This window comes from Spiroplasma endosymbiont of Halictus nicosiae (assembly GCF_978018445.1).
Map to the genome: position 1 here is coordinate 411,958 of NZ_OZ389573.1, position 26,876 is coordinate 438,833.

Consider the following 26,876-nt stretch of genomic DNA (forward strand, 5'->3'; position numbering starts at 1 on the left):
TATACTCCTTAATTCTTTTTATTTGTTGCTCAAATTTCATCATTAATATTATTTGCAGTTACTGGATAAGCACATATCATTAATTTTTGTAATTTATTTTAGTATCTAATTACTTCACCGCCCGCTCCACTTTGGGGAGTGAGCGGGGGCGGATAGGATATTTTGATAGAGTTTCCCCCCATACGGAAATAAACAAAAAACAGTTTACCCAGTTATTAATTACGCTTCATCCATCCCTACACAACTTTATATAAAGAAAATAACCTTTTGGAGTTCCAACCCTCTTGTTTTTTTAGTGTCCGATATTGTTTTTTTCGGTTTAACAGCACTTTTTTTATAAAAACAAGCCAAAAAATACATGCTCTGACATTTCACAAGTGATTAATCTTGTCGAGAATTAAAGAAATAAATAGGAGAGTAAATCCAATCGCTTTCACACTTTCTTTAAGATTTCGTGTCATAGATGAGTTATCCATCTTTAAGCATCAAAATATTAAGTTTTAGTATTGCATTATTCATCAGATAGTACCTTTATTAAAAATGATATTATTAGTTATTAAACCGAAAAAATATAATAAATCACAGAAAGGAAATTATAAAAATTAACTAGTTTGTAGGGCAAAATAGGTTAATTTTTAATTTTAAAGATACTATCTGATGAATAATGCAAATAAAAAAATCGTTCTAATAAGCGATTACTTTAATTTGTATTTAATTACTTTATTTATAATTTTTATAAAACCTAAGCTTTTTTCCGACTACCAAAATCTTAATGCAATTAATATTGTTGCAACAATTATTGGCGAAGTTGTTGTTGAGGATGCTCAGACATTAGAACATTTTGCTGTTCCAATTAATTTAAAATGAAATGATGAGTATAGTTTTAAATTTTATAAAAAAAGTGATATTAATTACTTAAATGAGCAAAATTTTGATATAATAAAATACACGTGAGATGAAATAATTATGAATATTCCTATTAATTTATCTAAAAATAGTGATAAAATAATTAGTGGTGATTCAACTTGGCAAGTTTTTTCTGAGGAAGAATTTGCAGCGTATCAAGCAGCTCAAGCGGATTCACGATGAGAACAATTACACGAAAAATTAGTTAAAACAACAAAGGAGGAGAAATAATGGCGGTACCATTTCGAAAAACATCCAAACAGGCAAAAAGAAAACGCCGAACACATTTTAAATTAGTTGGAGCAACTTTGATAGCATGTAAAAATTGTGGAGCATTAATTAAACCACATAAAGTTTGTCGTGAATGTGGATACTATAAGGATAAAGAAGTTATTAGAGTTGATTAGGTTATAATAACTAATTATAGGAAGGATCAAGAGAATCTTTTTTTAACTAATGTTGTATTTATAATTTATCTTGTTTAAAAAAGCCTTTAAATTATTGGTCCAGTAGTAGGACTATTTTTTTGTAAAAAATTTTTTGGGAAAAGTGTTGCAATATGGGAAAGAGTATAATACAATATGTATGAAAGTGGGGGAGAATGGGGCAAAATGGCATTATTAGGAACTTACAATCATACATTAGATGATAAAGGACGATTAACAATTCCTTCTAAAATGAGAGAACAGTTTAAAGATGATAAAGTTTTTATTTCTCTTGGTTTTGATGGTTGTATTGATGTTCGTAATGAAGCTGAATGGTTAAAGTGAACAGAAAAAGTTGCTTCAACTGGACAAGCAACAGCCGAAGGAAGAGCTTTGACACGAAAAATTATGTCAATGTCTGATGAAACTACTTTCGATAATGCTGGACGAATTAAAATTTCGTCCATTTTGCAAAATAAAGCAAATATTACAAAAGATGTTGTTATTATTGGAAACAATGACCACTTAGAATTATGAGATCCGAAAGTTTGAGAAGTATACATTGAACAAGCGCCAGGAATCGAAGAAGCGGCAAAAAATTTTGAGGAAAAAATTTAACGTATGGAATTTAAACATCAGACAGTCTTATTACAAGAAGCAATTGCCGGTTTAAATGTTCAAAACAATGGAATTTATGTTGATTGTACCTTAGGACGAGCCGGACATAGTCTTGAAATTTTAAAGCATCTTTCAAATGGAAAGTTATATTGCTTTGAGCAAGATGAAGCAGCAATTGTTGCTTCTGAAGAAATTTTGCAGAAGAGTAAATATCGTAATTATGAAATTATTAAAAATAATTTTGTTAATTTAGCTGCTGAATTACAACTACGACATGTTAAAGCAGTTAATGGGATTTTATATGACCTCGGAGTATCATCACCACAATTAGATGATGATAACCGTGGTTTTAGTTATCGCTATGATAGTCCATTGGACATGCGGATGAATCAACATCAAGGATTAACAGCAAAAATCATTGTTAATACTTATTCGCAAGAAGCTTTAGTAAAACTTTTTCAAGATTATGGTGAAGAACCATTTGCAAAAGTAATTGCAAAAAACATAGTTATTGCTCGTAATGAACAAGAAATTGTTACTACTTTTCATCTTGTTGAAATTATTAAAAAAAGTTTGCCACAAAAGATTTTAAAAAAGGCAAAACATCCAGCAAAACGAGTTTTTCAAGCATTACGAATTGAAGTAAATCAAGAGTTATTTGTTTTACAAGAATCATTACGACAAGCAATAACTTTATTAGCGGTGCATGGTCGGTTAGTTGTAATTTCGTTTCATTCATTAGAAGATCGTATTGTTAAAAAATATTTTCAAAGTTTAACAAAAGATCCTAATTATGAAATAAATCAACAGCTACCAATAATATCACATTTTGAAAGTGATTATCAGATTATTACTAAGAAAGCAATTGTGCCTTCGGTAACTGAACAAACAAACAACCATCGAAGTACAAGTGCTAAATTAAGAATATTAGAACGGATGAAATAATATTCTAAAATTTGAAAAGGAGGTGAACGAAGTGGATTATAAGTTAAAAGAAGTATATGCTGTGTTAGAAATTAAAAATTATAGTTTTAGTTTTATGGTTGGTGTTTATACTGAATCACAAATTAAAGTGCTTTATAAAAGGCATCTTGAATATCATTTTTGTGATAATGGTATCATTATTGATGAAAAAAATGTGGCTAAAGAATTAGTTAATTTAATTAAAGATGCAAATCGACAATTAGGAATTGTAATTAAACGGGTGGCAATTAGTATTTTAGCAAATAATATGACAATTAAAACTTCAACCAAAATGCTAAATTTAACACATGATCGTCTAATTACGAAGAATGATATTGATTCATTAATTACATTAGCAAAAGAAGTTCCTTTATTAGATGATGAAACTGCTTTTTTTATTAGACCATATCGTTACATTCTTAATGAACAAAAAGCATTATCAGCGCCACCAATAAGGCATGCGGCGCACAAAGTAAGTATTAAGGCAATTGTTTATGTAACAAAAAAACAGATTATTCAAAGTATTTTTGCGACACTTAAATATGCCAAAATTGAAGTTATGGGTATCCTACCAGAAGGGTTTAGTCTTGCGTGAAATATTGCATCACCAGTTGATTTGCAAAATGGAATTACAATTATTAATTGATATTATGATAATATTATCGCTTATGTTTTTGTTCGTGAAATTTTATGTGAACAAATTATTATTCCGGGTGGGATTAAAAAAATAATTACGCGATTACGTAATGTCTTAAGTTGTGATAATAAGCAAGCACTAAAATATTTATATAAAATTATTAATTTAAATAATAATAGTAAAGATAATTTAATTATTTATAGCAAATATGATCAACAGCAACAAACACAATTAAATTTTACCCATTATGATTTAAAACGAATTGTTAATCATGTTTTAACAGAAGAAATGGAAACATTGAGTGAAAAGTTAGCTAATAGCTTAGGGCGCTATAACTATCCAGTGGTTGTTGTTGGTGAAATTTTACGAATTAGTGGGTTTAAAGAAAATTTGTTGGCGTTAAATAAAGATAAAAATGTTACCGTTTATATTGCTTCAACATTAGGAGCAAAAGAAACATGATGTACTGGCTTATTAGGAAATATTTATTATCAACATTTAGCAAATAAAGTTAGTGCAACAAATATTCAATCGGTTAATCATCGTTATATTCGTTATTTAAATAATAATGGTGATAAAAAAGGACCACGAAATGACAAATATGGTGAGCATCATAAACCAGGTGGCAATGCTAACCCGGCACAAGGGGTTATGCCGCTAAGTAACCAGCATTTAAACGGTTCGCAACAATATCAACAAAAATACTACCAAAATATTAAATAAATAGTATAATATATAAAAAATGGAGGAATTAAGGTTATGGACAATTTTGATAATTATGAACAAGTCGCGTCAATAAAAGTTATCGGTATTGGTGGTGCTGGTAATAATGCTGTCAATCGGATGATTGAAGCAGGCGTACAAGGGGTTGAATTTATTGTTGCTAATACTGATGCCCAGATTATTAGTGTTTCAAAGTCAAAAAATAAAATTGTATTAGGTAAAGAAACATCAAAAGGGCTAGGAGCAGGTGCTAATCCTGATGTTGGTCGTCAAGCAGCAATTGAATCAGCAGAGGAAATTAAAGACACTTTAAAAGGGGCAGATATGGTTTTTGTCGCCGCTGGAATGGGTGGTGGAACTGGAACTGGGGCTGCTCCTATTATTGCCAAACTTGCCAGAGAACAAGGTGCTTTAACCGTTGGAATTATTACAACGCCATTTTCATTTGAAGGACGTGCGCGCAATAGTTATGCTATTCAAGGAACCGAAGAACTACGTAAACATGTTGATTCATTAATTATTATTTCAAATGATCGCCTATTAGAAGTAATTGGTGGTGCTCCATTAAAAGATTCATTCAAAGAAGCAGATAATATTTTACGCCAAGGAGTTCAAACCATTACTGATTTAATTGCAGTACCATCCTTAATTAATTTAGACTTTGCAGATATTAAGACCGTGATGAAAAATAAAGGGAATGCTTTATTTGGCATTGGGATTGGTTCAGGTAAAGATAAAGCAATTGAAGCTGCTAATAAAGCAATTATTTCTCCGTTATTAGAAGCATCAATTCGTGGTGCTCGTGATGCTATTATTAATGTTACTGGTGGTAATACCTTAACCTTAAATGATGCTAATGATGCTGTTGATATTGTTAAACAAGCAATTGGTGGCGAAGTTAATATTATTTTTGGAACAGCAGTTAATGAGCATTTAGATGATGAAATGATTGTAACTGTCATCGCAACTGGGTTCGATGAAGAACAAAATTTTACTAATCCAGATAATGGTTATCGTGCTTCAATGGAAGAATACGAAGCACCAGCACCATGTCCAACACGGGATGCTGAGGTTAGTGATTACAATGATCAAGATGTTGCTCATAAACGGTCAAGTTATTTCACTAATTTATCTGAAAATGCTGAACGTGAAACAGCGAATGCAAACCGTCGGATTAATGCATGACGAGAACATGTTAATAATAATCAAGTCGTTGAACATGACGATGAAGATGATGATTTACCACCATTTGTTCGTTGTAGTTGATAATAATGAGCATTTTTAAGAAAAAACAACGAAGTATTTACGAATCTCAACCACGAATTGATTTTAATGATAGCCCAACCGCACCAATTGTCCATAGTGATCAACCATTAGATCAACCATTAACAAAACCTGTTCTTGCCCCAGAAACACCCTTTCAAAAGGTAAATTTTGAGCGTGAAAGCGAAGTACAGCCTTCTTCTGAAGTTAGTAGTAACACAAGTGTGCTTACAACTGGTTTTATTGCTGATAGTTATAATGATGCTCCCAAAATGGCTGATTTATTATTGACAAAAGGGCAATTAATTGTTCATTTAGAGAAGTTACCAAAAGGAGAACGGGTACGGCTATTAGATTTTATTAGTGGTGTGATGTATGCTTTTAATGGTGATGTTCAAAAAATTGAACATAGAACTTATCAATTTACAATTCAAAAAGATGCTTAATAAGACACAATTATTGCAATATTATTAGCAAGATTATGAATTAATTAATAAAATTAAAGGATGATGTGAACAAGCCCACCGTGGGCAAGTTGTTAACACAGATTTTCTTGATTTACGTCAAATTGCAATTTTGCAAGCAATCTTGATACAAGAAAACATTACTAATTATTTTATTCATAAATCATTAACAAATGGTTTTCGAGCAACAGTTAGTTTTAATGCTAAGCATGATAATACGGTTATTTTACATGCGAAACAATCAACACCGCATTTTTTCAACATCATCAGGTGCTTGGTTTTATTTTAAACCAATTACAATTAGAAATGCGAGTGATTGGTGATTTATATATCACAGCAAATGATTTATATTTAAGTGTTTTAAAGAAAATTATGCCAGTGTTTATTAATGCTCCATTAATTATTCAAAAGAACTTATTAACTTGAACTATTAACCCTGCCCCCTGTTGTTATTGAATATCAATTTACTGTTTTTACAAAAACATTAAAAAGTTTACGCTTAGATGCTGTCGTAAGTGCCCTTTGCAATGTTTCACGTCAACAAGCACAAAATTATGTTGAACAAAATTATGTTTATGTTAATTTTTCAGTGGTAAATAATAAGACTTTTCAAGTTGCTTGTGATATTATGATATCAATAAAACGGTATGGTTGTTTTAAAATTAATGCAATTTTACCATCAAAAAATCAACATTATCGGATTACAATTGCAAAGTTTGCATAAAGTAGGGGAAAATATGGCAGAACAAGAGAAAGATTTACGGATAATTATTTATGAACAAAATGAAATTATAGAAAAATTAACATACGATAATCGCCAATTAATGTTGCGTTTACAAGAATTACAACATTTAGAGCATATTTCACGGTATAATATTGAAAAATCACGCGAAGCATTTGAAGTTGCAAGTCATAATGCAGGACGGATTATTATGAAAGCAATTGATTTTTCTTATGCTTTTAAAGAAGAAATTGCAGTATTACTTGATGACATTGATCATAATCGGCATAATCCCCAGAATGTGCTAAAAGTAATTGATGATTTTTTAGAACGAAATAAGCGTATTTATGCCTTTTCCATTAATGATGGTGAACGAATTACAGAATTGATTAAAAAAGAAATTATTAATAAAATTAAATAAATAGTGTAATATTTATTTATAAGAAAACAAACCACAATTATTTGCTTGTTTTATTACAGCAAGATTAGGATGATGTGAGCTAATCATAAAAGACAAATAATTATCTCTTGTTTTTACAATTTAAGAATAAAGAAAAAAGGTAAATATTATTACAATATTTATAAAGTAAGATGGTACCGTGCATTTGCGCTCTTATAGTCTTACTTTTTTTATGACAGAAAGGAAAAAACACTGATGAATTATAAAGATACATTATTAACTCCCAATACCTTATTTGAGATGAAAGCTAACTTGGCAAGAAAAGAACCGCAAATTCAGTTAGAGTGACTTAAAACAAATGTTGTTTCAGAACGCTATCAACATAATACTAACAACCAACCCTTTATTTTACATGATGGCCCTCCTTATGCAAATGGGGATTTACATGTTGGTCATGCATTAAACAAAATTTTAAAAGATTTTATTGTTCGTTATTATAATCAAAAAGGATTTTATAGTCCATGAATTTGTGGCTGAGATACGCATGGTTTGCCAATTGAAACTGCTGTTGTTAAAAGCGGGGTTGATCGGAAAACAACTCCACCAGTTGCCTTTCGCCAAATTTGTCGTCAATATGCTTTAGACCAAATTGAAAAACAAATTACGCAATTTAGTCGGTTAGGTTTGTTTAGTGATTTTCAGCAAAAATATGTAACATTAGATTTGCCATATGAATTAGAACAATTAAGATTATTTCAAACAATGGTTCAAAAAAAATTAATTTATCGGCAATTAAAACCAATTTATTGATCACCTTCAAGTGAATCAGCTTTAGCGGAGGCAGAAATTGAATATGCTGATTTAACATCACCATCAATTTATGTAACTTTTACAGTAACAATAGGAAATAAGGTGATTAAACCAGGAACAAAATTTTTAATTTGAACAACAACACCATGAACAATTCCAATGAATCAATTGTTAGCGGTTGGAAAAGATGTTGTTTATGTTGAAGTTCTTGTTGAAGGTGAAAAATACTTATTTGCTAAGGCTTTATTTGACGAGTTGCAAACATTATTAAATTGGAAAAAAGTTAAAATTGTACAAGAAGTGGTTGGTGCTAAATTAGTTGGAATTATTACAAAACATCCGTTATATGACCGCGATAATTCTGTTGTTCTTGGCCACCATGTTACTGTTGAAGCTGGGACAGGAATTGTCCATGTCGCATCGGGATTTGGTGAAGATGATTATTTGATTGCCCGTACGAACAATGTTCCAATCTTTGCACCATTAGATGATACTGGAAAATATACTCCAGAAGTAGCAGATGATAGTTTAGTTGGTGTTTATTATGAAGATGCAAATAAAATGATTGGTCAACGATTAAAACAAACTGGCGCTTTGTTAAAATTAAAATTTACAAAACATCGTTATCCAATTGATTGACGAACAAAAAAACCAGTTATTTATCGTGCAACAGCACAATGATTTGTTTCAATTGAAAAAATTAAACCAGAATTATTAAAAGAAATTAAACAAGTACAATGAAATCCACAATGAGCAGCAAAAAGAATGGAAACAATGATTGAAAATCGTCAAGATTGATGTATTTCTCGTCAAAGATTATGGGGTGTACCAATTATTGCCTTTTACGATGAAAATAATCAACCACAATTTACAACAGAATTAATTGAACATGTAATTAATTTATTTGCCAAAGCAAAAACAACTGACATTTGATTTGAATGAAGTGCTGATCAATTATTGCTACCAGCTTATCAAAATCGCAATTGACGAAAAGAGCAAGATATTATGGATGTTTGATTTGATAGTGGTGTTAGTAATTTAACAGTAACAAAAGAATATCATTTACCCCATCCTGTTAATGTTTTTTTGGAAGGAATTGACCAATTTCGAGGATGATTTAATTCATCATTAATTACTTCGGTTGTGGCGACAGGTCATGCTCCTTACCAAGTTGTTTTATCACATGGTTTTGCTAATGATGAAAAAGGCCGCAAAATGAGTAAATCATTGGGAAATGTTATCTCACCATTAGCAATTACTGACCAGTATGGAGCTGATATTTTACGAATGTGAGTAGCTTCGGTTGATTATCGTGATGATGTTAAAATTGGGCCAGAAATTTTAAAACAAATTGCGGAAGCTTATCGAAAAATTCGTAATACATTACGGTTTTTATTAGCAAATTTAAATGATTTTAATCCAGCAACTGATTTACAATCAAAATTAGGAGAGGTTGATTATTATGTGTTACATTTAGCGCAGGAATTTCAACAAAAAGTAAATAAAAGTTATGAAGAATTTAATTTTAATAATGTTTATACTTTAATTAAAAATTTTGTTACCACAACATTATCAAAATTTTATTTAGATTTTACAAAAGATATTTTATATATTGAGGAAATGAAATCACCACGTCGTCGTGCGGTACAAACAACATTATATTATTTATATCGTATTTTAGTTGATGTTTTAAAACCAATTATTCCGCATACAGTTGAAGAAAGTCATCGCTTTATTACATATCCCGACCAACAAAGCTCGGTTCATTTAGAAGAAAATTTTGTCTTAACAATGGCTATTAATGATAAATTAATTGCAAAATGAGGCCAAGTGTTAAAATTACGAGATGATCTTAATAAAGAATTAGAACGTCGTCGTGAACAAAAAGAAATTAAAAAATCATTAGAATGTCAAGTAACGATTGCTTTAAAACCAGTCTATGCAAGTTTAGCAACAATTAAGAATTTATATCAAATTTTTATTGTTAGTGAAATTATTTTTACTACTGACCATCAGAACTTAACAGAATATGAAACTAGTTTTTTAAAAGTTCAAGAAAAAACTGGTTTAAAATGTCAACGTTGTTGAATGATTTATAATTATTTAAATGTCCAAAATAATGAAATTTGTGATCGTTGTTTTAATGTTTTATCGGAAAAAAATGTGCGATAATGTATAAAACGAAAAAGGAGTCAAAAGCAAATGAAAGAACGAACAAAACAATTTTGATATGATTTTAAAGACCATTTTAAAAATCGAGATTATATTTGAAGATATAAACTCCAAGTTTGTCTACCAATTTTTATTTCGTTATTAATATTAGATATTATTACGAAGCAATTAGCTTTTCATTTATTGTCCCATGATCCAGCAGCTCCCGAAGTTAAATTTTTGGATGGATTTATTAATTTTAAATTTATGGTTAATAAAGGAATTGCTTTTGGAACAAATGCTGATAATCTTCCGCTTGTTATTATTGGTGCAGTTTTTATTACTTTGCTTGCATTTAGTATTTTTTTATATATTAATAATAAAACTGCTGCTGTTGGTTTAATGATGATTACAACTGGTGGGTTTGGTAATTTAATTGACCGTATGTGAAACCATGGTGGGGTTATTGATTTTCTAGCATGAATTTTTTTTCCCCCTTATAGTGTGTTTAATTTAGCTGATACTTGAGTAACCTTTGGTGTTATTGTCTTAATTTTTGCTATTATTATTGAAATTATTCAGTTTTATCGTGAGCGAGCACGAAGCAAACGCGAAGAGCATTCTGAACCAAATGACTAAGATTACCTTTATTGTTTCTTCATCAGCTCGAATTGATAAAATTTTAACTGATTATTTTAAAACAAATCCGACTCCTTTTTCGCGAACTAAAATCCAAGCATTAATTAAGCAAGAGAAAGTTCAAGTTAATGGACAAGTTGTGCTGGCAAATTATGTTAGTCAAATTGGAGACCATGTTCGCATTGAATTTCCAAATCCTAAAGCAAGTGAATTAACACCAATGCCAATCCCATTAACAATTTTGTATGAAGATAGTTATTTAATGGTGATTGATAAACCAAATAATTTAGTTGTTCATCCAGCACCAGGACACCAGAATGATACTTTAGTTAATGCCTTATTAGTACGAGGAGTGCAATGGTCAACTGCTAGTGGTGAGCAACGCCCGGGAATTGTCCATCGCATTGATCGCCAAACGACAGGAACTTTAATTATTGCTAAAAATGATGTTGTTCATCATCAACTACAACAACAAATTCAAACAAAGCAATTACAACGCCGCTATTTAGCACTTGTTCATGGTCAAATTATTGAGAATCGAGCTAAAATTGATGCGCCAATTGGCCGTGTTCCTAATAATCGCAAGAAAATGACAGTTACAGCAAAAAATTCTAAAAAAGCAGTAACTAATATTCTTGTAATTGAACGCTTTAATGATTATACTTATATAGAGTGTGAATTGGAAAGCGGGCGAACTCATCAAATTCGAATCCATCTAAAATACATTAATCATCCTATTGTTGGTGATCCGTTATATGGCACAGTCGCTGATAAAAAAGAAAGTTTTGGACAATATCTGCATGCGTATCAATTAAGATTTATTCATCCAGTTACTAAAGAAGCTCTGACCATTACAGCAGCCTTACCACAAGAATTTGAACAAAGATTAGCAATATTAGGCGCGAAAGGATAGAAAACAATGAGTTTTGATAAAGATAAATTATCTCTAGTTGATTATTTTTTAAAACAAGAAAAATACAATGTTTATAAAAGTAAACCACGCAATAATAATAATGTTTATTTATATAAAGTTGATAGTAAAGAATTTCAAATTATTAAAATTATTGATAATTTTAGTGGTAAATTTAATGACTTCATCATTAATGATGAGGTTGTGCAAACGTTAAAGACTTTTTTAAATAAAAAATTTCAACGCGCAAAACTTACTATTTTATCAATTATTTTAATTGAAAATCGTTCGCAGATTTATAAAGATGATAGTGGCGATGTAACATTATTTGTTGACAAAAATAATTATCTTGACCGTTTAAGTACTTATTATCCGAACATTACAATGTTGCAAGAAAATAATGAAAATGATACTTCAATGGCGGGTATGACAACTGAGGAAATTTTAGATGGGATTAAAGACCCTAATAGTAAATTAACAAAAAATTTAAAGCAACTAAGTGATAAATTAAGTGTCAATAACCTAGGTGTTACGTGAGTTTTAATTGCTTTATTATTAATTATTCCAATTCTTGGAATCTTTTTTGGTGCACAAATTTTTAATACTCAAGGCTTAAGCGAAGGAGCAATGCAATTAGTTTATGGTGGTGTTACTCGTGATTTATTAATTTGAAATAATCAATGATGGCGATTATGAACATATGTTTTATTTTCAAGTAACCCATTGTTAGTAGTTTTAAATTTATTTATGATTTTTAGTGTTGCTCGTTATGTAGAAGCTTTGTTAGGGCGTTGACGATTATCAGTCATTTTAGTAGTTGGGATCCCCTTAGCCGGAGTATTTTTAGCAGCCGTATTACCAAATTGAATTTTTGGCGGGTCAACTATTTTATTAGCTATTTTATGGGGAAGTTTGCTTAGTTATAACTATGGTAAAGAGGATTTAGGGGCGTTAATTGCAAACCAACGAACTTTAATTATTATGCTGTGGTTGCTAATAATGCCAATCTTTTTAGGTTATTCATTTTATTTAATTAATTTTGTTGGTTTTTTTGTTGGTAATGCACTTGGTTATGGTTTAGAATTTAACCGTTCACATCGTGTTAATTGAACAATATTATATCCAATTTTTATTATTGTAACAATGATAGTGGTTAGTACAATTGCATTATTATGAATACGTTATGTTCCACCCTATAATCGTGCTGTAATTGATGCATTATTAAGTTATTGATGTGCAGGTTTAATGGAAAAGAGTGCAATTGAGGAAATGTTAAATAATTATTATTTTTATCCAAGAGCAAATTGACCAATCTTTTTATTACAAAGTCAGTCTAGTTTTAGTGATATCTTTTCCAATTTTAAAGGAGGAATCTTTAATTTATGACAACAGTAACAGGGAAAAAACGTAATGATTATTTATCATGAGATGATTTCTTCTTAAGTGTTGCGCATGTTTGTGCAATGCGAAGCAAAGATCCACATACACAAGTTGGGAGTTGTGTTGTTAACCAAATTGGGCAAATTATTGCGACAGGTTATAACGGTTTACCCCGTGGTTTAAATGATGATGATTTTCCATGAGCACGGGAAGGGGAATATTTAGAAACAAAATATCCTTATGTTGCTCATGCTGAATTAAATGCCATTTTAAGTGCACGAACAAATTTGGAAAATTGTCGAATTTATACAACGTTATTTCCTTGTACAGAATGTACAAAAATCATTATTCAGGCCGGGATTAAAGAAGTTATTTATGATGATGACAAATATGAAGGCAGCAATGATAATCAAGCAGCAAAGCGAATGTTTAATCAAGCACAAGTGCATTATCGCTGTTTACCAGTTATTAATGTTATAGTTAAACGACAAGAGGAAAAATAATTAAATTTACAAATAAAACTATAAATTATCAAATAAAATCAAAATCCTTTATTAACTTATTTTTATAAAATATTGGAGAAAGAAAGGTTTTTAAGATGAAGCATTTTTTACAGATGGGAAATTATTAATTTATCGTATTATTGGTATTATGTTAATTTTTGCTTTTTTAGTTTGTGATTTTATTTTAGCGTTAAAAACAAAAAGTGGAATTTATGGGCAGTTACCAAGTTATGGAGAGCACTTAAGCCATTATTATTCATATTTTACAACGCAAACAAATTATCTAGTTTTTGTTTATTTTGTTTTTTGTTTATTTCAAAAAAAATTTAAAAATACAAAACCAGATTTTATTATTCGGTTAATGGTAACAGTTTATATTACAATGACAATGCTAGTATTTTGATTAGGATTAGTAGTGCAAGGTGATATAGTAACAAATATGAGTGTTTATAAATAAATTTCGACATTTATTTTGCATACCATTATTCCTATTGCAATGATTTTAAGTTATATTGTTACCGCTGATGATACATTTTACAAATTTGAAACCCATCATAAAACTAATTATTGATTAATTTGTTTATATCCAACCCTATATTTAATTTGTATTTTAATTCGTGGTTATATTCGTCATAGTGATCACCAACCGGAATTGAAGCTGCTGTTGGTTCAATGTTAATTTTTATCTTATGTACTTCATTTCAATATTTTTATATTTTAATTAATAACTTATTTTATTTTCGTAAGCAAATTAAAGAAAATAATATTACCAAAGTTGATCAAATTAAAATTATGATAAATATTAAACAACATCGCCAATTAGATCAAAAAGGTAAAATTGCTATGATTCTAGCGATGTAGTTGCTATTTTTAATATTATTTTTTCCGTTTTATATTATGTTTATCGTGATATGTGGTCAAAAATCTTAAATTATCCTTATCAAAAAGAACTTGTCTTAGCTTTTAGTATTATTATTAGCATTTTTAGTATTATTACCTTAGTTTTTGCCATCTTAGGATTAAAAAATCTTTATTGAGCTCGAATTGTGGTTGGCTTTTGTTCAATTGCTTTAGTATGTTTTAATTGAATTTGAATTTTTGGTCCTGTGTTTGATATTGTAATTGCAAAATTATGTTTAAATAATCATAAATATTCGAAAGCAGATTTGGATGCTTATTTAGCAACACATTAGCAACCATTAAAATATAAAGCAAAAATAATTCTTAATGAAATAATTGCTTTTGATGAAGATGAAAAATAATCCTTCTAAAAGGATTATTTTTTTGTTAAATTAAAATGTTCTTTTAAAAATTGAGTGTAAGTAGTTGCTGGTAGCAGTTCTTTATATTTACGTGCTAGCGCTTTAACATCTTCACTAGCCCCTAAGGAAAACGATAAATGATATTTTGTTTCAAGTTCATTAATTTTAATTAGAAAGGCGGCACGACTTAAAATCGCGCTACAAGCAATGACTAATGATTTTTCTTCTCCTTTAGTAATAAAAACAAGGTTATCTTTGATAATTGTACTTGTTTTAGTTTTTTGTAAATATTCAAAATATTTTGTTTGGTTAACAAATTGGTCAATAAAAATTGTTTTATTATTCAACTGATGTTTTGCTAATAATTGGACTAAAGCTTGATTATGCGCTAAGGTTTTAATAATATGGGCGTTTTGATATTTAGCATATCATTTGTTATAAAGTTCATTATTAATAATAATAGTAACACTTTTGACCATTTTTTTAATTATTGGGGCTAAACTTAAAATCTGCTGTTTTGTCATCTTTTTACTATCCTTAATTGGTAACTTTGCTAATTCATTAAAAGTTGCAAGCGGAAGATAAGAAGCGGTAACAACTAGCGGGCCAAAAATATCGCCAACACCAACTTCATCGTTACCAATCACATCTTTTTGAAAATATGTCATTGGAATAGAAACATTTTTATTTGGTAAAGGACTCATTAAGGTTGGAAAAAAACGTTTTGCTTCTTTTTCAGCTTGATAGCCTTGAAACAAAACACTATTTGTTTTATAAATTGTAATAATAATCCCATTTTTATTAAAAACATTAGTTTTATTGGAATCTGTATTATGAATTGCATAATTTTGATAAGTAGTAATAATTGCTTTAATAATTGTGGAATCAACTTTCTTAAAACTGATATTATTCATATGATGGCCCTCATTATTTTCTTTTATACAATTATTATATCGTTTTTCAACCTTTTTTGTTAAAATATTAATAAGTTATCAAAACGGAGAAAAAAATTATGATTAAAAATGTTGGTATTGATATTATTCAAAATAAACGAATTAAATTATCGACAGAATTCATTCAAAAAGTATTAAGCCCAGTTGAAAGAAAACAATATGCAACTTTTTTTGATAAAAATGCTCAACGACAATTTTTAGCAGGACGATGAGCGGCAAAAGAAGCTTTAGTTAAAGCATTAGAAAGTAAGTTAATTTTAAACCAAGTAACAATTTGTTTAAAAGATGATAATAACCTTCATGTTGAAGGACTTTCATTAAAACAAAATGAACTTGTTCATGTTTCAATTAGTCATGAACGAGAGTATAGCGTTGGCTTTGCCATTTTTTCAATTTTTTAATAATTGTTTTTCTTTTTTTCTGCAAAAGTAGAGTATAATGATAGTGGAGAAATTTACAAAAAGGGGGAGAAAACATTAATGAATTATTCATTTGATGATATTTTATTTAAAGACTTTTGTAGCAACCCTTTTATTCGTCAATGAATTCTTGAAAATAGATATGTCAGTGATAGTGTCTTTAAGTTCTTTTTATGAATGTTTATTTTTGCTTCCTTTTTTATTTACAATTCTTTCATAATGAACTTTTTTACATTATAAAAGTAAAAAAATTAGTGCTTCGCGTAGTTTACTAAATTGTATTTCAATTATTGGAGGAATTAGTACCTTTTTCTTTAGTAAATTAATTTGAAATTTAGTGTTAGTACCAGATTATTCAATTGATCTAAGTTATTATCGAATATTATTAACAGGATATTCATATGTACAATTAACGATTACCCTAGCTATGATTTTCAATAGTCGGCGTTTAGTTTCACTTTTGTTATATATTGTTTATGCTTCACCATTTGTTATTATTGGACCAGTTATTCTTAATAATTTTAATGATGTAAATCTTCGTTATGATAAAGAATTATTTATTATTTTAACTATTTTAGTAATAACGATTTTTATTGCTAGTTTACAATTATGTGGTCTTTTAACCCGTCAAGATGAAAAAAACAATGTTATTCGTTTTGCTATTATTTTGATTCTTTTCAATATTATTAATAATACTTCAAAATTATCAATTCCAATGATATTAGAAGAAAATATTAAATTGCGTCAATTGTTCCAACAAATTTATTCTATTACAACATTAATTGTCGATTTATTTGCCTTATTTATTTTGATATTATATTTGCAGCAAATGTTAACTCGCTCAAGAGATGAAATTCATAAAATTGAAAATTTAGATTTAATTAAAATTTTAACATTGCAACAACTTAATCCAAATTTACCATTAATTAATTTTTCAAAGGAAGAAATTAATCCAAACCATTGGACATTAAAAATGTTAAATTAAAAATATTTGTTTTTGATTTACTTATTTTTAATTTATTAAAAATTATGAAACCTTGAAAAACAAACAATTTTTAATTAAAACACAATACATAGAAAAATGAACAGAATTCAAATGAACAGCCAAAAATGTTATTTATCTTTGAAAAATAACATTTTTATTTATTTGTTTAAAACAAAATATGTTATAATCTTATTGCTTGTATTCAATAAAATTAATGATATACAATACACATTTATGGATTCATTTGCCCAGTGCTATTTGTTTTAATAAGATAGTGGTAAATGTTAGAAATAAATGGATGTTTTAACGAAAAGGAGAATTAAATAGAAATATGGCAAAAGAATTAACAAGAGAAATGTTATGAGAAGCTGGTGCTCAATTTGGGCATCAAACAAAACGATGAAATCCAAAAATGAAACCATACATTTATGGTGAAAAGAATAAGATTCACATTATTGATCTACAACAAACATTATGAAGATTAGAAGATGTTAAAAAATTAATGGCAAGTATTGCTGCACGTAAGGGAAAAATCTTATTTGTTGGAACAAAAAAACAAGCCAAGTGGATTGTTAAGGATGCAGCGGAACGTTGCGAATGTTTTTATGTTAATCAACGTTGATTAGGTGGAACATTAACAAACTTAAAAACAATTCATTTACGTGTTAAAAGATTATGAAATATTGAACGCCAAGAAAAAAATGGAGAATTAAAATTATTACCAAAAAAAGAACAAATGTTAATTAAAAAAGAAAAAGACAAATTAGAAAAATTCTTAGGTGGAATTAAAGGAATGAAAGAATTACCACAAGCATTATTTGTGGTTGATCCAAAAGAGGAACATATTGCCGTTCGGGAAGCACGCAAATTACGAATTCCAGTGATTGCTATTTGTGATACAAATATTGACCCTGACCCAATTGACTATATTATTCCAGCAAATGATGATACTTCACGCTCAATTGCAATTATTACTCATCATATTGCTGATTTATATGGTGATGCAATGGGAATTAAAATGCCAGAACCTCAATTTAAACCAAATGAATTTACGCGCCGTGATGGTGATGACAATCGTAATTCACGTGGTGGGCAATATGATAATCGAAGAATGGGTGGAAGAAATGAACGTGCAAAAGAAACATATTCTGCACAAAAAGTACAACCTTCAAGAAAAGAAGAGGCATCTGCTGTAGCAGAATCTGTCGCAGTTAAAGAAGAACCAGTTCCAGTTCCCCCACCAAGTTTTAATTTCGATACAATTAATGTAGTTGATAATGTTTTTTCTAAATCATTATCAAAATTAAAAGTTGATGAATTAGAAATTCTTAGTGAAGGATTTGCCTTACCAAAAGCAAAAAAAGCTGAAATGGTTAGTGAATTAAGTAAACATTTAACAATTGTTGATAATAAAATAGTAAAAAAATAACATAAAATTAAATTGTATTAATTGGTTAGTTTCAATACAAGCACCCTTAAATTTGAAAGGAGAATTAGAATGGCAGTTACTGCACAATTAGTAAAAAAATTAAGAGATAGAACAGGAGCCGGAATGCTAGATTGTAAAAAAGCATTAGAAGCTACTGATGGAAAGATTGAAGAAGCAATTACATGGTTGCGTGAAAAAGGAATTACCAAAGCGGCCAAAAAATCTGATCGAGTTGCTGCTGAAGGATTAGTTGGTTTAGTAACTAAAGGTGATAAAACAGTTATTTTCGAAGTTAATTCAGAAACCGATTTTGTTGCAAAAAATAAGCAATTTTTAGATTTAATGGCAACTGTAGGAGAAACTTTAATTAATAATGAACCAAAAACTGTGGAAGATGCATTAAAAATATCAGTTAATGGTGAACCATTAGAAACTGTTATTGTTCATGCTATTGCAACAATTGGTGAAAAGATTACCTTACGTCGTTTTAAAATAATTCATTTAAAAGCAAATCAATCAATGGGAGTTTATTTACATTCTAATAATCGCATTGCAACTGTTTTAACTTTTAGTGGTAAAATTGATGAAACAATTGGAAAACAATTAGCAATGCATGTTTCGGCAATGCGTCCACAATTTATTTCACGTGATGATATTTCAACGGATTTTTTAAATAGTGAAAAAGCAATTTTAACGGCTGAAGCAAAAAATGATCCAAAAAATGCTGAAAAACCAGATAATATTTTAGAAAAAATGGTTGAAGGGCGTTTAAATAAACAATTAGCAGAAATATCATTTTTAGACCAAGTTTTTGTTGTTAATCCTGATCAAAAAATTAGTGATGTTATAAAAGCAAATAATGTTCATGTTGTTGATATGATTCGTTATGAAGTTGGCGAAGGAATTGAAAAAGAAGAAATTGATTTTGCTTCAGAAGTAATGGCACAAGTTCGCAAATAAGAATCATTGTGATAGAAAGGAAAGCCTAAAAATGGAAAATACTGAAAAAGGAACAATAATTGCAATCTCGATGGCAGCATTTTTATTTGTTGCAGTTAGTTTATCAATTATTGGTTATTTAATTAGTTTTACAAAACGAGAATTTAAATCACGTTTTATTAATAAAAAAATTTTAATTATTTTATTTACAGTGTTAGGAATTAATTTACCAGTTGTTATTCTTGGATTTTTATTCCAATTTGTTATTGATTTCTCAACAACTGCACCATTAATTATTATGATTGTGTCAGCTTTTGGCTTGACAGTTGGGGTAGGAGTTTATATTTTCTTATTTTTACAACTAATTGCTGTTGGAATTGATGAAAAGGAAATTGCTTTTTTAGGGGAGCGAATTTTAATTCGAAAAATTACTCGTGTTGAACGCAATGATAAAACAAATCAATTAGTAATTTATCATACCGAAGGAACCCGTAGTAAAAAGAAATGTTGTTTTTCATTAGCAAGTCAAGCAGGACAATTTATGATTAATAATGTTAATTTATTAAATCAAGAAATTATGCCATTTGTTCCAGAATAGACCAAACCAGAATTAAAAGTTAGTGAACAACAAGTAAGCAAAGAACCGGTTTCTGAATCAAAAGAAGCTAAAAATACAGAAAAAGATTAAACAATTTATTTGAAAAATCTTTTTTTTAAGAAATATTTATTGTATAATTGCTTCTATAAGGGAAAAAAAGAAAAATATAAATTGTATAAAGTAGGGTTAGAAGCAATTAATAATTATTATTAATGTTATTTTTCTCTTATATATTCAATGTAATTTTAATTACATTTGCTTTTATAAAAACACTACTTAATAGAGAAAGGAAATATAAGAAATGAAGAGACTTTTATCGATTTTAGCAGTTTTTGGTGTATCAGCTGTAGGGACAACATCAGTAATCGCATGTAACAAAACTGAAAGTAACAACTTATCAAGAGTTAAAACAATTGCAGCACCTGCAGCTGTAGCGGCAAAAGATGTAACAAAAGTTATAAAAGATGAAATTAAAAAAGCATTAGATCCTAATGTTTTAAAAGCAGTACAAGGCGTTGTAAAAACAGCACAAGCAACTGACTTTGTATATGAAGTTTATGCAGACAACAACGGTAAAGCGTTAGAAACTGTTAATTTAGAAGAAGGTAAAGTAGTTGATGTATATGTTCAAATTACTCCAGCAAAAGATAAAACCGTTGTTATTGGTAAATCAGAATATATTAAAGTAACTTTATCAAAAATGGTGAAGTAACAAAAGCAGATATTTCAGATGTAACAGTGCCTGATCAAACTGTAGGAATTAAAGCAAACGATCCACAAAACGTTACAAAAACTGAATTAGAAACAGTTAATAAAGATACAGCTCTTGCAAAAGCTGTTTTAGATGATAAAAAAGCGAAAGTACCAGGTGGAGAAGCAAGTGAATTTGAAATTACAAATAGTGGTGCAACCGGATACTATTCAGCAGAGAAACCTGTTGAAGTAAAAGTTAAAGCAAAGGATAGTTCAGGAAAAATTACTGGTTAATTTAAATTCAATGCAAAAGTAACAGCTACAAAAGCTTAATAAGAATTACTTTTTCTTATTTGTAACAAAATAAAAAAAACACTTACAAAGTGTTTTTTTATGCTTTTTAGTTAAAAAAATCTTTACAATCGTAGAATATCAACTAAAATTAATATAAACAAGATGAAAAAAACAAAAGAGAAGGAGAAAAAGCATGCTTAAAAAAATTGGAATTTTAACATCTGGTGGTGATTCACAAGGAATGAATGCGGCAATTGCAGGGGTTATTAAAACAGCACATGCTAAAGGATTAGAAACATATATTATTCGTGATGGTTATTTAGGATTAATTAATAATTGAATGGAAGTTGTTGATAATAATTTTGCGGATAGTATTATGCGTTTAGGGGGGACTGTGATTGGTAGTGCACGCTTACCGGAATTTAAAGACCCAAAGGTACGAGAAAAAGCTGTTGCTAATTTAAGAAAACAAGGAATTGCAGCATTAGTAGTTATTGGTGGTGATGGCAGTTATCAAGGAGCGCAACGGTTAACAGAGATGGGAATTAATTGTATTGCTTTACCAGGAACAATTGATAATGATATCACTTCATCAGATTATACGATTGGTTTTGATACTGCCATTAATATTGTTGTTGAAGCAATTGACCGCTTGCGTGATACAATGCAATCACATAATCGATGTTCAATTGTGGAAGTAATGGGTCATGCTTGTGGTGATATTGCTTTATATGCTGGGATTGCTGGTGGAGCAGATATTATTTCAATTAACGAAGCTGCTTTATCTGAGACAGAAATTGCTGAGCGGGTTGCAACATTACATCAAGCACAAAAACGAAGTGTTATTGTTGTTGTTAGTGAAATGATTTATCCCGATGTGCATAAATTAGCAAAATTAGTTGAAAGTAAAAGTGGTTATATTACCCGTGCGACAGTTTTAGGACATACCCAACGAGGTGGTAATCCAACGGCAATGGAGCGTTATCGTGCTTTTCAAATGGCACAATTTGCTGTTGAACAAATTATTGCGGGAGCAGATGGTTTAGCAATTGGCAATCACGGCGATCAAATTATTGCTCGTCCAATTATGGAAGCATTAAGTATTCCACGACCATCACGGAAAGAAATTTGAGCTAAATTTGATGAATTAAATCAGAATATTTATCAAAAATCATAATTTTACGATAAAATAAAGTGGTAAAATATTTTTAGAAGGAGATTGTTAAGAGAATGGATAACTTTAATATTAACGAGAAAATGAAAAGAACAAAAATTATTACAACAATTGGGCCAAGTACGCATTCAGCAGGTGCCCTTGAAGAACTGTTTAAAGCAGGAATGACCACAATTCGCTTAAACTTTTCACATGGAGATCATGCTGAACAAGGAGCACGAATTGTGTGAGCACGAGAAGTTAGTGCTAAAATTGGTAAACCAATTTCAGTATTATTAGATACGAAAGGTCCAGAAATTCGTGTTGGAATAATGAAAGATGGGAAACAAGAAATTGTTGCTGATGCAACAGTTACGATTTATTCATTTCCAAAGGAATATCAAAGCCGTGAAGGAACTGGAACGGAAATTACTGTTTCATATGATATGTCACAAGACTTAAAAGTTGGTGACGTAGTATTAGTTGATGATGGGAAATTACAGTTAAATGTTACTGGTGTTAAGCCAGGAATTATTGAAACAAAAGCTTTCAATCATCATATTGTTAAAACAAATAAACGAATTAATTTACCGGGGGTCGACTTTACATTACCATTTTTAGCTGAAAAAGATATTAATGATATTAAATTTGGAGTTGAACAAGGAATTGATTATATTGCAGCATCATTTGTTAACACAGCTGGTAATATCAAAGAAATTCAAAAATTATTAAAAGAGTGTAAAGCTGAACATGTTCAAATTATTGCTAAAATTGAATCACAAATTGGAATTAATAATATTGATGAAATTATTGCCGCATCGGATGGAATTATGGTTGCGCGGGGAGATTTAGGTTTAGAAATTCCTTATTATGATGTTCCATATTGAGAAAAAATTATTATTCGTAAATGTCGTGAAGCAGGAAAAATTATTATTGTTGCAACACAAATGTTAGAAACAATGACAGAAAATCCATCGCCAACACGAGCAGAAGTTACTGATGTTTATTTTGCAACAGAATTAGGATCTGATGCAACAATGTTATCAGGTGAATCAGCAAATGGTGACTATCCATTTATTACTGTTCATACGATGGCAATGATTAATAAACGAGCAGAGCATGAATTTTATTCAAAATTATATTATGAAAAGCAATTAGAAGATGCTATGAATTCAACAACAGGACCACGCGCTGATATTGCTAAAAAATTAGCAAATAAATGTAAAGATGGAAAATATGAATATGCTGTTGTTGTTTCAAACACCGGAGAATTATTAAAAACAATTTCAAAATTCCGTCCGAATGTAGTAATTTTAGGAGTTAGTCCACTGCCAGAATTGTATACTGCCTTTGGATCATGGCATTCAATTTTTATGAATAAAGTTGATAATTATGAAGCATTTAAAACAGATGAAAAAGCAATTTATGAAGTTGCAAAAAAATGAGGAGCAAAAATTGGTTCAACAATTTTATTTGCGCGCAACGAAGAAATTAAAGAAATTAAAATTAAATAATTAAATTAGTTACGCATGGTCTAATCTTCCTCTTTTCTCAGCAAGTTAAGGATGATGGAAGCTTAATAAAAGAACGATTAGATTACTAGTAACAACGGTTAGTTTACGTTTAAGCACTTTTCGTTATTAAGTGTGAAAGATAAATTAGGTTAAATCCTAATTTAATTAGGATGGTACCGCGAAGACCTCGCTCCTAGTATTATTGTTTTAATAATATTGGGAGCGAGTTTTATTTTTAGGAAAGGAAGATTACAAATGATTAAAATTACATTACCAGATGGGCAAGTTCGTGAATTTAAAAGTCCACAAACAATTCATGCTATTGCCAGTAGTATTTCATCAAGTCTAGGGAAAGCTGCCTTTGGTGGGGTTTTTGCTGGTCAAATTCATAGTTTAGAATATTTAGTAACAATTGATGGGCCATTAGAAATTATTACTGATAAATCACCACTAGCCTTATCAATTTTGCATAATACAACAGCATTAATAGCAGCAAAAGCAATTACTAATTTACATCCAACCGCTAAAATTGCTAAAATTGTGGTAAAAGATGATACCTTTTTAATTGACTTTGATGTTGAACCACATTTAAAAGAAACCGATCTTAGTGCTTTAGAACAGGAAGTAACAAAATTAATTAATAATAATCTTGCTATTACACCTGTTTTAGGGACCCTGACCGATGCAAAAAAATGATATAGGAATAATCCTTATTTATTAACTTTTTGTCTAGAAACAGGGGCAGAACAAGCCGGATACTTAATTGGTAATGAATTATATTTACCTAATACTTATCCAGTTACAACTTTAAAACATATTAAAGTATTAAAACTTTGAAGTCTAGCAGGAGCCTATTGACAAGATGATGCTAAAAATAAAATGTTGCAACGATTAACTGGAAGTTCACATTTTTCGCGTGAATTATTTGAACAAATATTATTAGCATATGAAGAGCGAAAAGAACGCGATCATCGTAAAATTGGAAAGGATTTAGAAATCTTTACTTTTGATAAATTAGTTGGACCTGGTTTACCAATTTGGTTACCAAATGGAATGGCATTAAAAAAAGTACTACAAGAATATATCCGAGAAAAAGAATGAGAATATGATTTTATTGAGGTTGATACACCAGTTATTGGAACTAGTGAAATGTATAAAATTTCTGGTCATTGGGATCATTATCAAGAAAATATGTTTGCACCAATGGCACAAGATAATGAAATTAGTGTTTTACGGCCAATGGCATGTCCGCACCATATTGCTGTCTATAATTATAAACAACGTAGTTATCGTGAATTACCATTACGGATTGCTGAGCATGCCATTTTACATCGTTATGAGACATCGGGAAGCTTAACAGGACTCGAGCGAGTACGAATGATGCAATTAACTGATTCACACATCTTTTTACGTCATGACCAGTTAAAAGAAGAATTTAAACGTTGTTTTAAATTAATTAATGAAGTTTTAACAGATTTAAAAATTAATGTTGATTATTATTCATTATCATTACGTGATCCAGCAAATAAGGAAAAATATTATGATGATGATCAAATGTGAAATCATGCTGAACAAATGCTACAAGAAGCATTAGATGATTTAAAAATTCCATATGTACCAATGATTGGTGAAGCAGCGTTTTATGGGCCAAAGTTAGACATTCAAATTAAAACAGCATTAAACCATGAAATTACTGTTTCAACTCTACAATTTGATTTTTTATTACCAAAAAAATTTAATTTAAGTTATATTCATGCAACAGGAGCAAAAGCAAGACCAGTAATGTTACATCGTGGTTTAATTGGAACTTATGAACGTTTTATCGCAATTTTATTAGAACAAACAAAAGGGGTTTTACCATTTTGATTAGTTCCAAAACAAATTGTCATAATCCCAGTTAATAATGAGCATTATTTGGAATATGTTAATGAATTACATCAGCAATTTAAAAAGTTAAAATTACGTACAATGATTGATGATCGTGATGAGCGTTTAAGTTATAAAATTCGAGAAGCACAAGTTGCTAAAATTCCATATCAAATTGTGATTGGTGACCAAGAACGAGATAAAAAAATGATTACTTATCGAATTTATGGACAAGAAGACCAAATTACTACTACTTTTGATAAGTTTATTATTTTAATTAATGAACAAATTGTTAATAAAGTTTAAAAAAATATTTTTTTCAGGAAAATTATATTTCCTTTTTTTAACCCCTAAAATTATGATAAACTAAAAGTGGAAAAAATTTTTTAATGGATAAATATTTGCTAATATTTATGTTTAATTTTCGTAATAAATATTATAAAACAAAACTAGGATTATGATGTTAGGTCGTTTAACTAAAAAGGATTACTACTTTAATTGTTATAAATTTACAATTAATCAAAAATAAGTATTTTGTTGTATTAATTAATTTTAAGAAAAACAATTACCCTCTATTTGATAACATAATTTTAACTTTATTTTTAACACAAGATATTTGCTAGTTTATTGTATTTATGATAAGGTTAGAATAATATGAGGAAAATTGGTGAAGAAATGGCAGTTAATCTTTTTGAAATTGATTATTTACAATTATTTTTTTCTTATTTAGGTTCAAATTATATTAAACAATCAGAAATGACAGATATTATTTTATATCAAAATGAAATCCAAGTTTATAAATTACGGGTTAATTATCATCAAAGACAATTAGAAAAAGAATGAGATTCATTTAAACTTAAAATTGTTAATCCGACTGTCGCAACAGAAGTTTTTAATCTTTGTTTAAATTTAAATTTTGCTTTAACAAACAAAATTAAGGTTCTTTGTAAATTAAAACCTCAGGGAAAAATGATTATACGTTGTATCGCAAGTATTAGTCAAATTATGTCATCTTCACCAGTTTTTTTGAAATTAATATTTTAAATCAAATGTATTAAAAAAATATCTATATTGAAAATTTTTGTTTAAAAATGATTTTTAATAATAATCATTTATATATTATTTGTTTTAAATAACAAATAATATATTTTAATTATATTTTTCTTTATTAATGTAAATTGTAAATGCAAATGTAGCACTTTATTGAAAAAAATAAAGTGCTTTTTATTTTGTAAAAAATACTTATATTTATTGGATT

Annotated in this window: 29 protein-coding genes; 28 read left to right on the plus strand and 1 reads right to left on the minus strand. The window is 29.2% G+C overall.

Annotation, left to right across the window (positions count from 1 at the left end; genetic code table 4):
• Window positions 1-657: 657 nt before the first annotated feature.
• From ACZ91P_RS02830 to ACZ91P_RS02910, 17 genes are all read left to right on the plus strand, one after another.
• The gene (locus ACZ91P_RS02830; RefSeq protein ID WP_465157937.1) at window positions 658-1,137 is read left to right on the plus strand and encodes a DUF177 domain-containing protein; all 480 of its coding nucleotides are present in this window, start codon (window positions 658-660) and stop codon (window positions 1,135-1,137) included.
• Window positions 1,137-1,313: a 50S ribosomal protein L32 gene (gene rpmF, locus ACZ91P_RS02835; RefSeq protein WP_465157938.1), complete on the plus strand. Its 177-nt coding sequence runs from the start codon at window positions 1,137-1,139 to the stop codon at window positions 1,311-1,313. The genes ACZ91P_RS02830 and rpmF overlap by 1 nt, the downstream gene beginning before the upstream one ends.
• A 204-nt stretch (window positions 1,314-1,517) precedes the next feature.
• Complete coding sequence (mraZ, locus tag ACZ91P_RS02840) at window positions 1,518-1,949, plus strand: division/cell wall cluster transcriptional repressor MraZ (RefSeq protein WP_353486778.1); 432 nt, start codon at window positions 1,518-1,520, stop codon at window positions 1,947-1,949.
• Between the two features lie 3 nt (window positions 1,950-1,952).
• Window positions 1,953-2,894, plus strand: a complete 942-nt coding sequence (gene rsmH / locus ACZ91P_RS02845; RefSeq protein WP_465157939.1) for a 16S rRNA (cytosine(1402)-N(4))-methyltransferase RsmH — start codon at window positions 1,953-1,955, stop codon at window positions 2,892-2,894.
• Between the two features lie 31 nt (window positions 2,895-2,925).
• Window positions 2,926-4,272, plus strand: coding sequence for a cell division protein FtsA (locus ACZ91P_RS02850; protein WP_465157940.1), 1,347 nt, complete (start codon window positions 2,926-2,928; stop codon window positions 4,270-4,272).
• Between the two features lie 36 nt (window positions 4,273-4,308).
• Entirely contained in the window at window positions 4,309-5,541 is a 1,233-nt protein-coding gene (gene ftsZ, locus ACZ91P_RS02855) for a cell division protein FtsZ (RefSeq protein WP_465157941.1), read from the plus strand.
• 2 nt (window positions 5,542-5,543) lie between these two features.
• Window positions 5,544-5,981, plus strand: coding sequence for a cell division protein SepF (locus ACZ91P_RS02860; RefSeq protein WP_465157942.1), 438 nt, complete (start codon window positions 5,544-5,546; stop codon window positions 5,979-5,981).
• A gap of 517 nt (window positions 5,982-6,498) precedes the next feature.
• Entirely contained in the window at window positions 6,499-6,723 is a 225-nt protein-coding gene (locus ACZ91P_RS02865; RefSeq protein ID WP_465158944.1) for a hypothetical protein, read from the plus strand.
• 13 nt (window positions 6,724-6,736) lie between these two features.
• Entirely contained in the window at window positions 6,737-7,141 is a 405-nt protein-coding gene (locus ACZ91P_RS02870; protein WP_465157944.1) for a hypothetical protein, read from the plus strand.
• Window positions 7,142-7,375: 234 nt separating this feature from the next.
• Window positions 7,376-10,102, plus strand: coding sequence for an isoleucine--tRNA ligase (gene ileS, locus ACZ91P_RS02875; protein ID WP_465157945.1), 2,727 nt, complete (start codon window positions 7,376-7,378; stop codon window positions 10,100-10,102).
• Between the two features lie 30 nt (window positions 10,103-10,132).
• Window positions 10,133-10,720 (plus strand): signal peptidase II, encoded by a 588-nt coding sequence (gene lspA / locus ACZ91P_RS02880; protein WP_465157946.1) that lies wholly within the window; start codon window positions 10,133-10,135, stop codon window positions 10,718-10,720.
• Window positions 10,713-11,633, plus strand: a complete 921-nt coding sequence (locus tag ACZ91P_RS02885) for an RluA family pseudouridine synthase (RefSeq protein ID WP_465157947.1) — start codon at window positions 10,713-10,715, stop codon at window positions 11,631-11,633. Before lspA ends, ACZ91P_RS02885 begins: the two co-directional genes overlap by 8 nt.
• A gap of 6 nt (window positions 11,634-11,639) precedes the next feature.
• The gene (locus ACZ91P_RS02890) at window positions 11,640-13,025 is read left to right on the plus strand and encodes a rhomboid family intramembrane serine protease (RefSeq protein WP_465157948.1); all 1,386 of its coding nucleotides are present in this window, start codon (window positions 11,640-11,642) and stop codon (window positions 13,023-13,025) included.
• Window positions 13,013-13,513: a deoxycytidylate deaminase gene (locus tag ACZ91P_RS02895; RefSeq protein WP_465157949.1), complete on the plus strand. Its 501-nt coding sequence runs from the start codon at window positions 13,013-13,015 to the stop codon at window positions 13,511-13,513. The genes ACZ91P_RS02890 and ACZ91P_RS02895 overlap by 13 nt, the downstream gene beginning before the upstream one ends.
• A 148-nt stretch (window positions 13,514-13,661) precedes the next feature.
• Complete coding sequence (locus ACZ91P_RS02900) at window positions 13,662-13,970, plus strand: hypothetical protein (RefSeq protein ID WP_465157950.1); 309 nt, start codon at window positions 13,662-13,664, stop codon at window positions 13,968-13,970.
• A 215-nt stretch (window positions 13,971-14,185) separates the two neighbouring features.
• On the plus strand, window positions 14,186-14,374 hold the full coding sequence (locus tag ACZ91P_RS02905) for a hypothetical protein (RefSeq protein ID WP_465157952.1): 189 nt from the start codon (window positions 14,186-14,188) through the stop codon (window positions 14,372-14,374).
• Between the two features lie 50 nt (window positions 14,375-14,424).
• Window positions 14,425-14,706, plus strand: coding sequence for a hypothetical protein (locus ACZ91P_RS02910; protein WP_465157953.1), 282 nt, complete (start codon window positions 14,425-14,427; stop codon window positions 14,704-14,706).
• Window positions 14,707-14,789: 83 nt separating this feature from the next.
• On the opposite strand, the gene rnhC is transcribed toward ACZ91P_RS02910, so the two are convergent.
• Complete coding sequence (rnhC, locus tag ACZ91P_RS02915) at window positions 14,790-15,689, minus strand: ribonuclease HIII (RefSeq protein WP_465157954.1); 900 nt, start codon at window positions 15,687-15,689, stop codon at window positions 14,790-14,792.
• A gap of 98 nt (window positions 15,690-15,787) precedes the next feature.
• Here rnhC and ACZ91P_RS02920 point away from each other — a divergent pair, with 98 nt between their 5' ends.
• The 11 genes from ACZ91P_RS02920 (at window position 15,788) to ACZ91P_RS02970 (ending at window position 26,662) form a co-directional block, all read left to right on the plus strand.
• A complete protein-coding gene (locus tag ACZ91P_RS02920; protein ID WP_465157955.1) occupies window positions 15,788-16,129 on the plus strand; it encodes a holo-ACP synthase in 342 nt (113 codons plus the stop codon).
• A gap of 355 nt (window positions 16,130-16,484) precedes the next feature.
• Window positions 16,485-17,132 (plus strand): hypothetical protein, encoded by a 648-nt coding sequence (locus ACZ91P_RS02925; protein ID WP_465157957.1) that lies wholly within the window; start codon window positions 16,485-16,487, stop codon window positions 17,130-17,132.
• Window positions 17,133-17,463: 331 nt separating this feature from the next.
• Window positions 17,464-18,561, plus strand: coding sequence for a 30S ribosomal protein S2 (gene rpsB / locus ACZ91P_RS02930; RefSeq protein ID WP_465157958.1), 1,098 nt, complete (start codon window positions 17,464-17,466; stop codon window positions 18,559-18,561).
• Between the two features lie 69 nt (window positions 18,562-18,630).
• Window positions 18,631-19,521, plus strand: a complete 891-nt coding sequence (gene tsf, locus ACZ91P_RS02935) for a translation elongation factor Ts (protein WP_465157959.1) — start codon at window positions 18,631-18,633, stop codon at window positions 19,519-19,521.
• Window positions 19,522-19,552: 31 nt separating this feature from the next.
• Window positions 19,553-20,098, plus strand: a complete 546-nt coding sequence (locus ACZ91P_RS02940; protein WP_465157961.1) for a hypothetical protein — start codon at window positions 19,553-19,555, stop codon at window positions 20,096-20,098.
• Between the two features lie 301 nt (window positions 20,099-20,399).
• Complete coding sequence (locus tag ACZ91P_RS02945; RefSeq protein WP_465157962.1) at window positions 20,400-20,810, plus strand: spiralin lipoprotein; 411 nt, start codon at window positions 20,400-20,402, stop codon at window positions 20,808-20,810.
• Window positions 20,811-20,836: 26 nt separating this feature from the next.
• Window positions 20,837-21,085 carry a spiralin repeat-containing protein gene (locus ACZ91P_RS02950; RefSeq protein WP_465157963.1) on the plus strand — a complete coding sequence of 83 codons (249 nt, stop codon included), beginning with the start codon at window positions 20,837-20,839 and terminating at the stop codon, window positions 21,083-21,085.
• Between the two features lie 193 nt (window positions 21,086-21,278).
• Window positions 21,279-22,262: a 6-phosphofructokinase gene (gene pfkA / locus ACZ91P_RS02955; protein WP_465157964.1), complete on the plus strand. Its 984-nt coding sequence runs from the start codon at window positions 21,279-21,281 to the stop codon at window positions 22,260-22,262.
• 53 nt (window positions 22,263-22,315) lie between these two features.
• Entirely contained in the window at window positions 22,316-23,752 is a 1,437-nt protein-coding gene (gene pyk, locus ACZ91P_RS02960; protein ID WP_465157965.1) for a pyruvate kinase, read from the plus strand.
• Between the two features lie 255 nt (window positions 23,753-24,007).
• Window positions 24,008-25,924: a threonine--tRNA ligase gene (gene thrS / locus ACZ91P_RS02965; protein WP_465157966.1), complete on the plus strand. Its 1,917-nt coding sequence runs from the start codon at window positions 24,008-24,010 to the stop codon at window positions 25,922-25,924.
• A gap of 348 nt (window positions 25,925-26,272) precedes the next feature.
• Window positions 26,273-26,662, plus strand: coding sequence for a hypothetical protein (locus tag ACZ91P_RS02970; RefSeq protein WP_465157967.1), 390 nt, complete (start codon window positions 26,273-26,275; stop codon window positions 26,660-26,662).
• Window positions 26,663-26,876 lie beyond the last annotated feature (214 nt).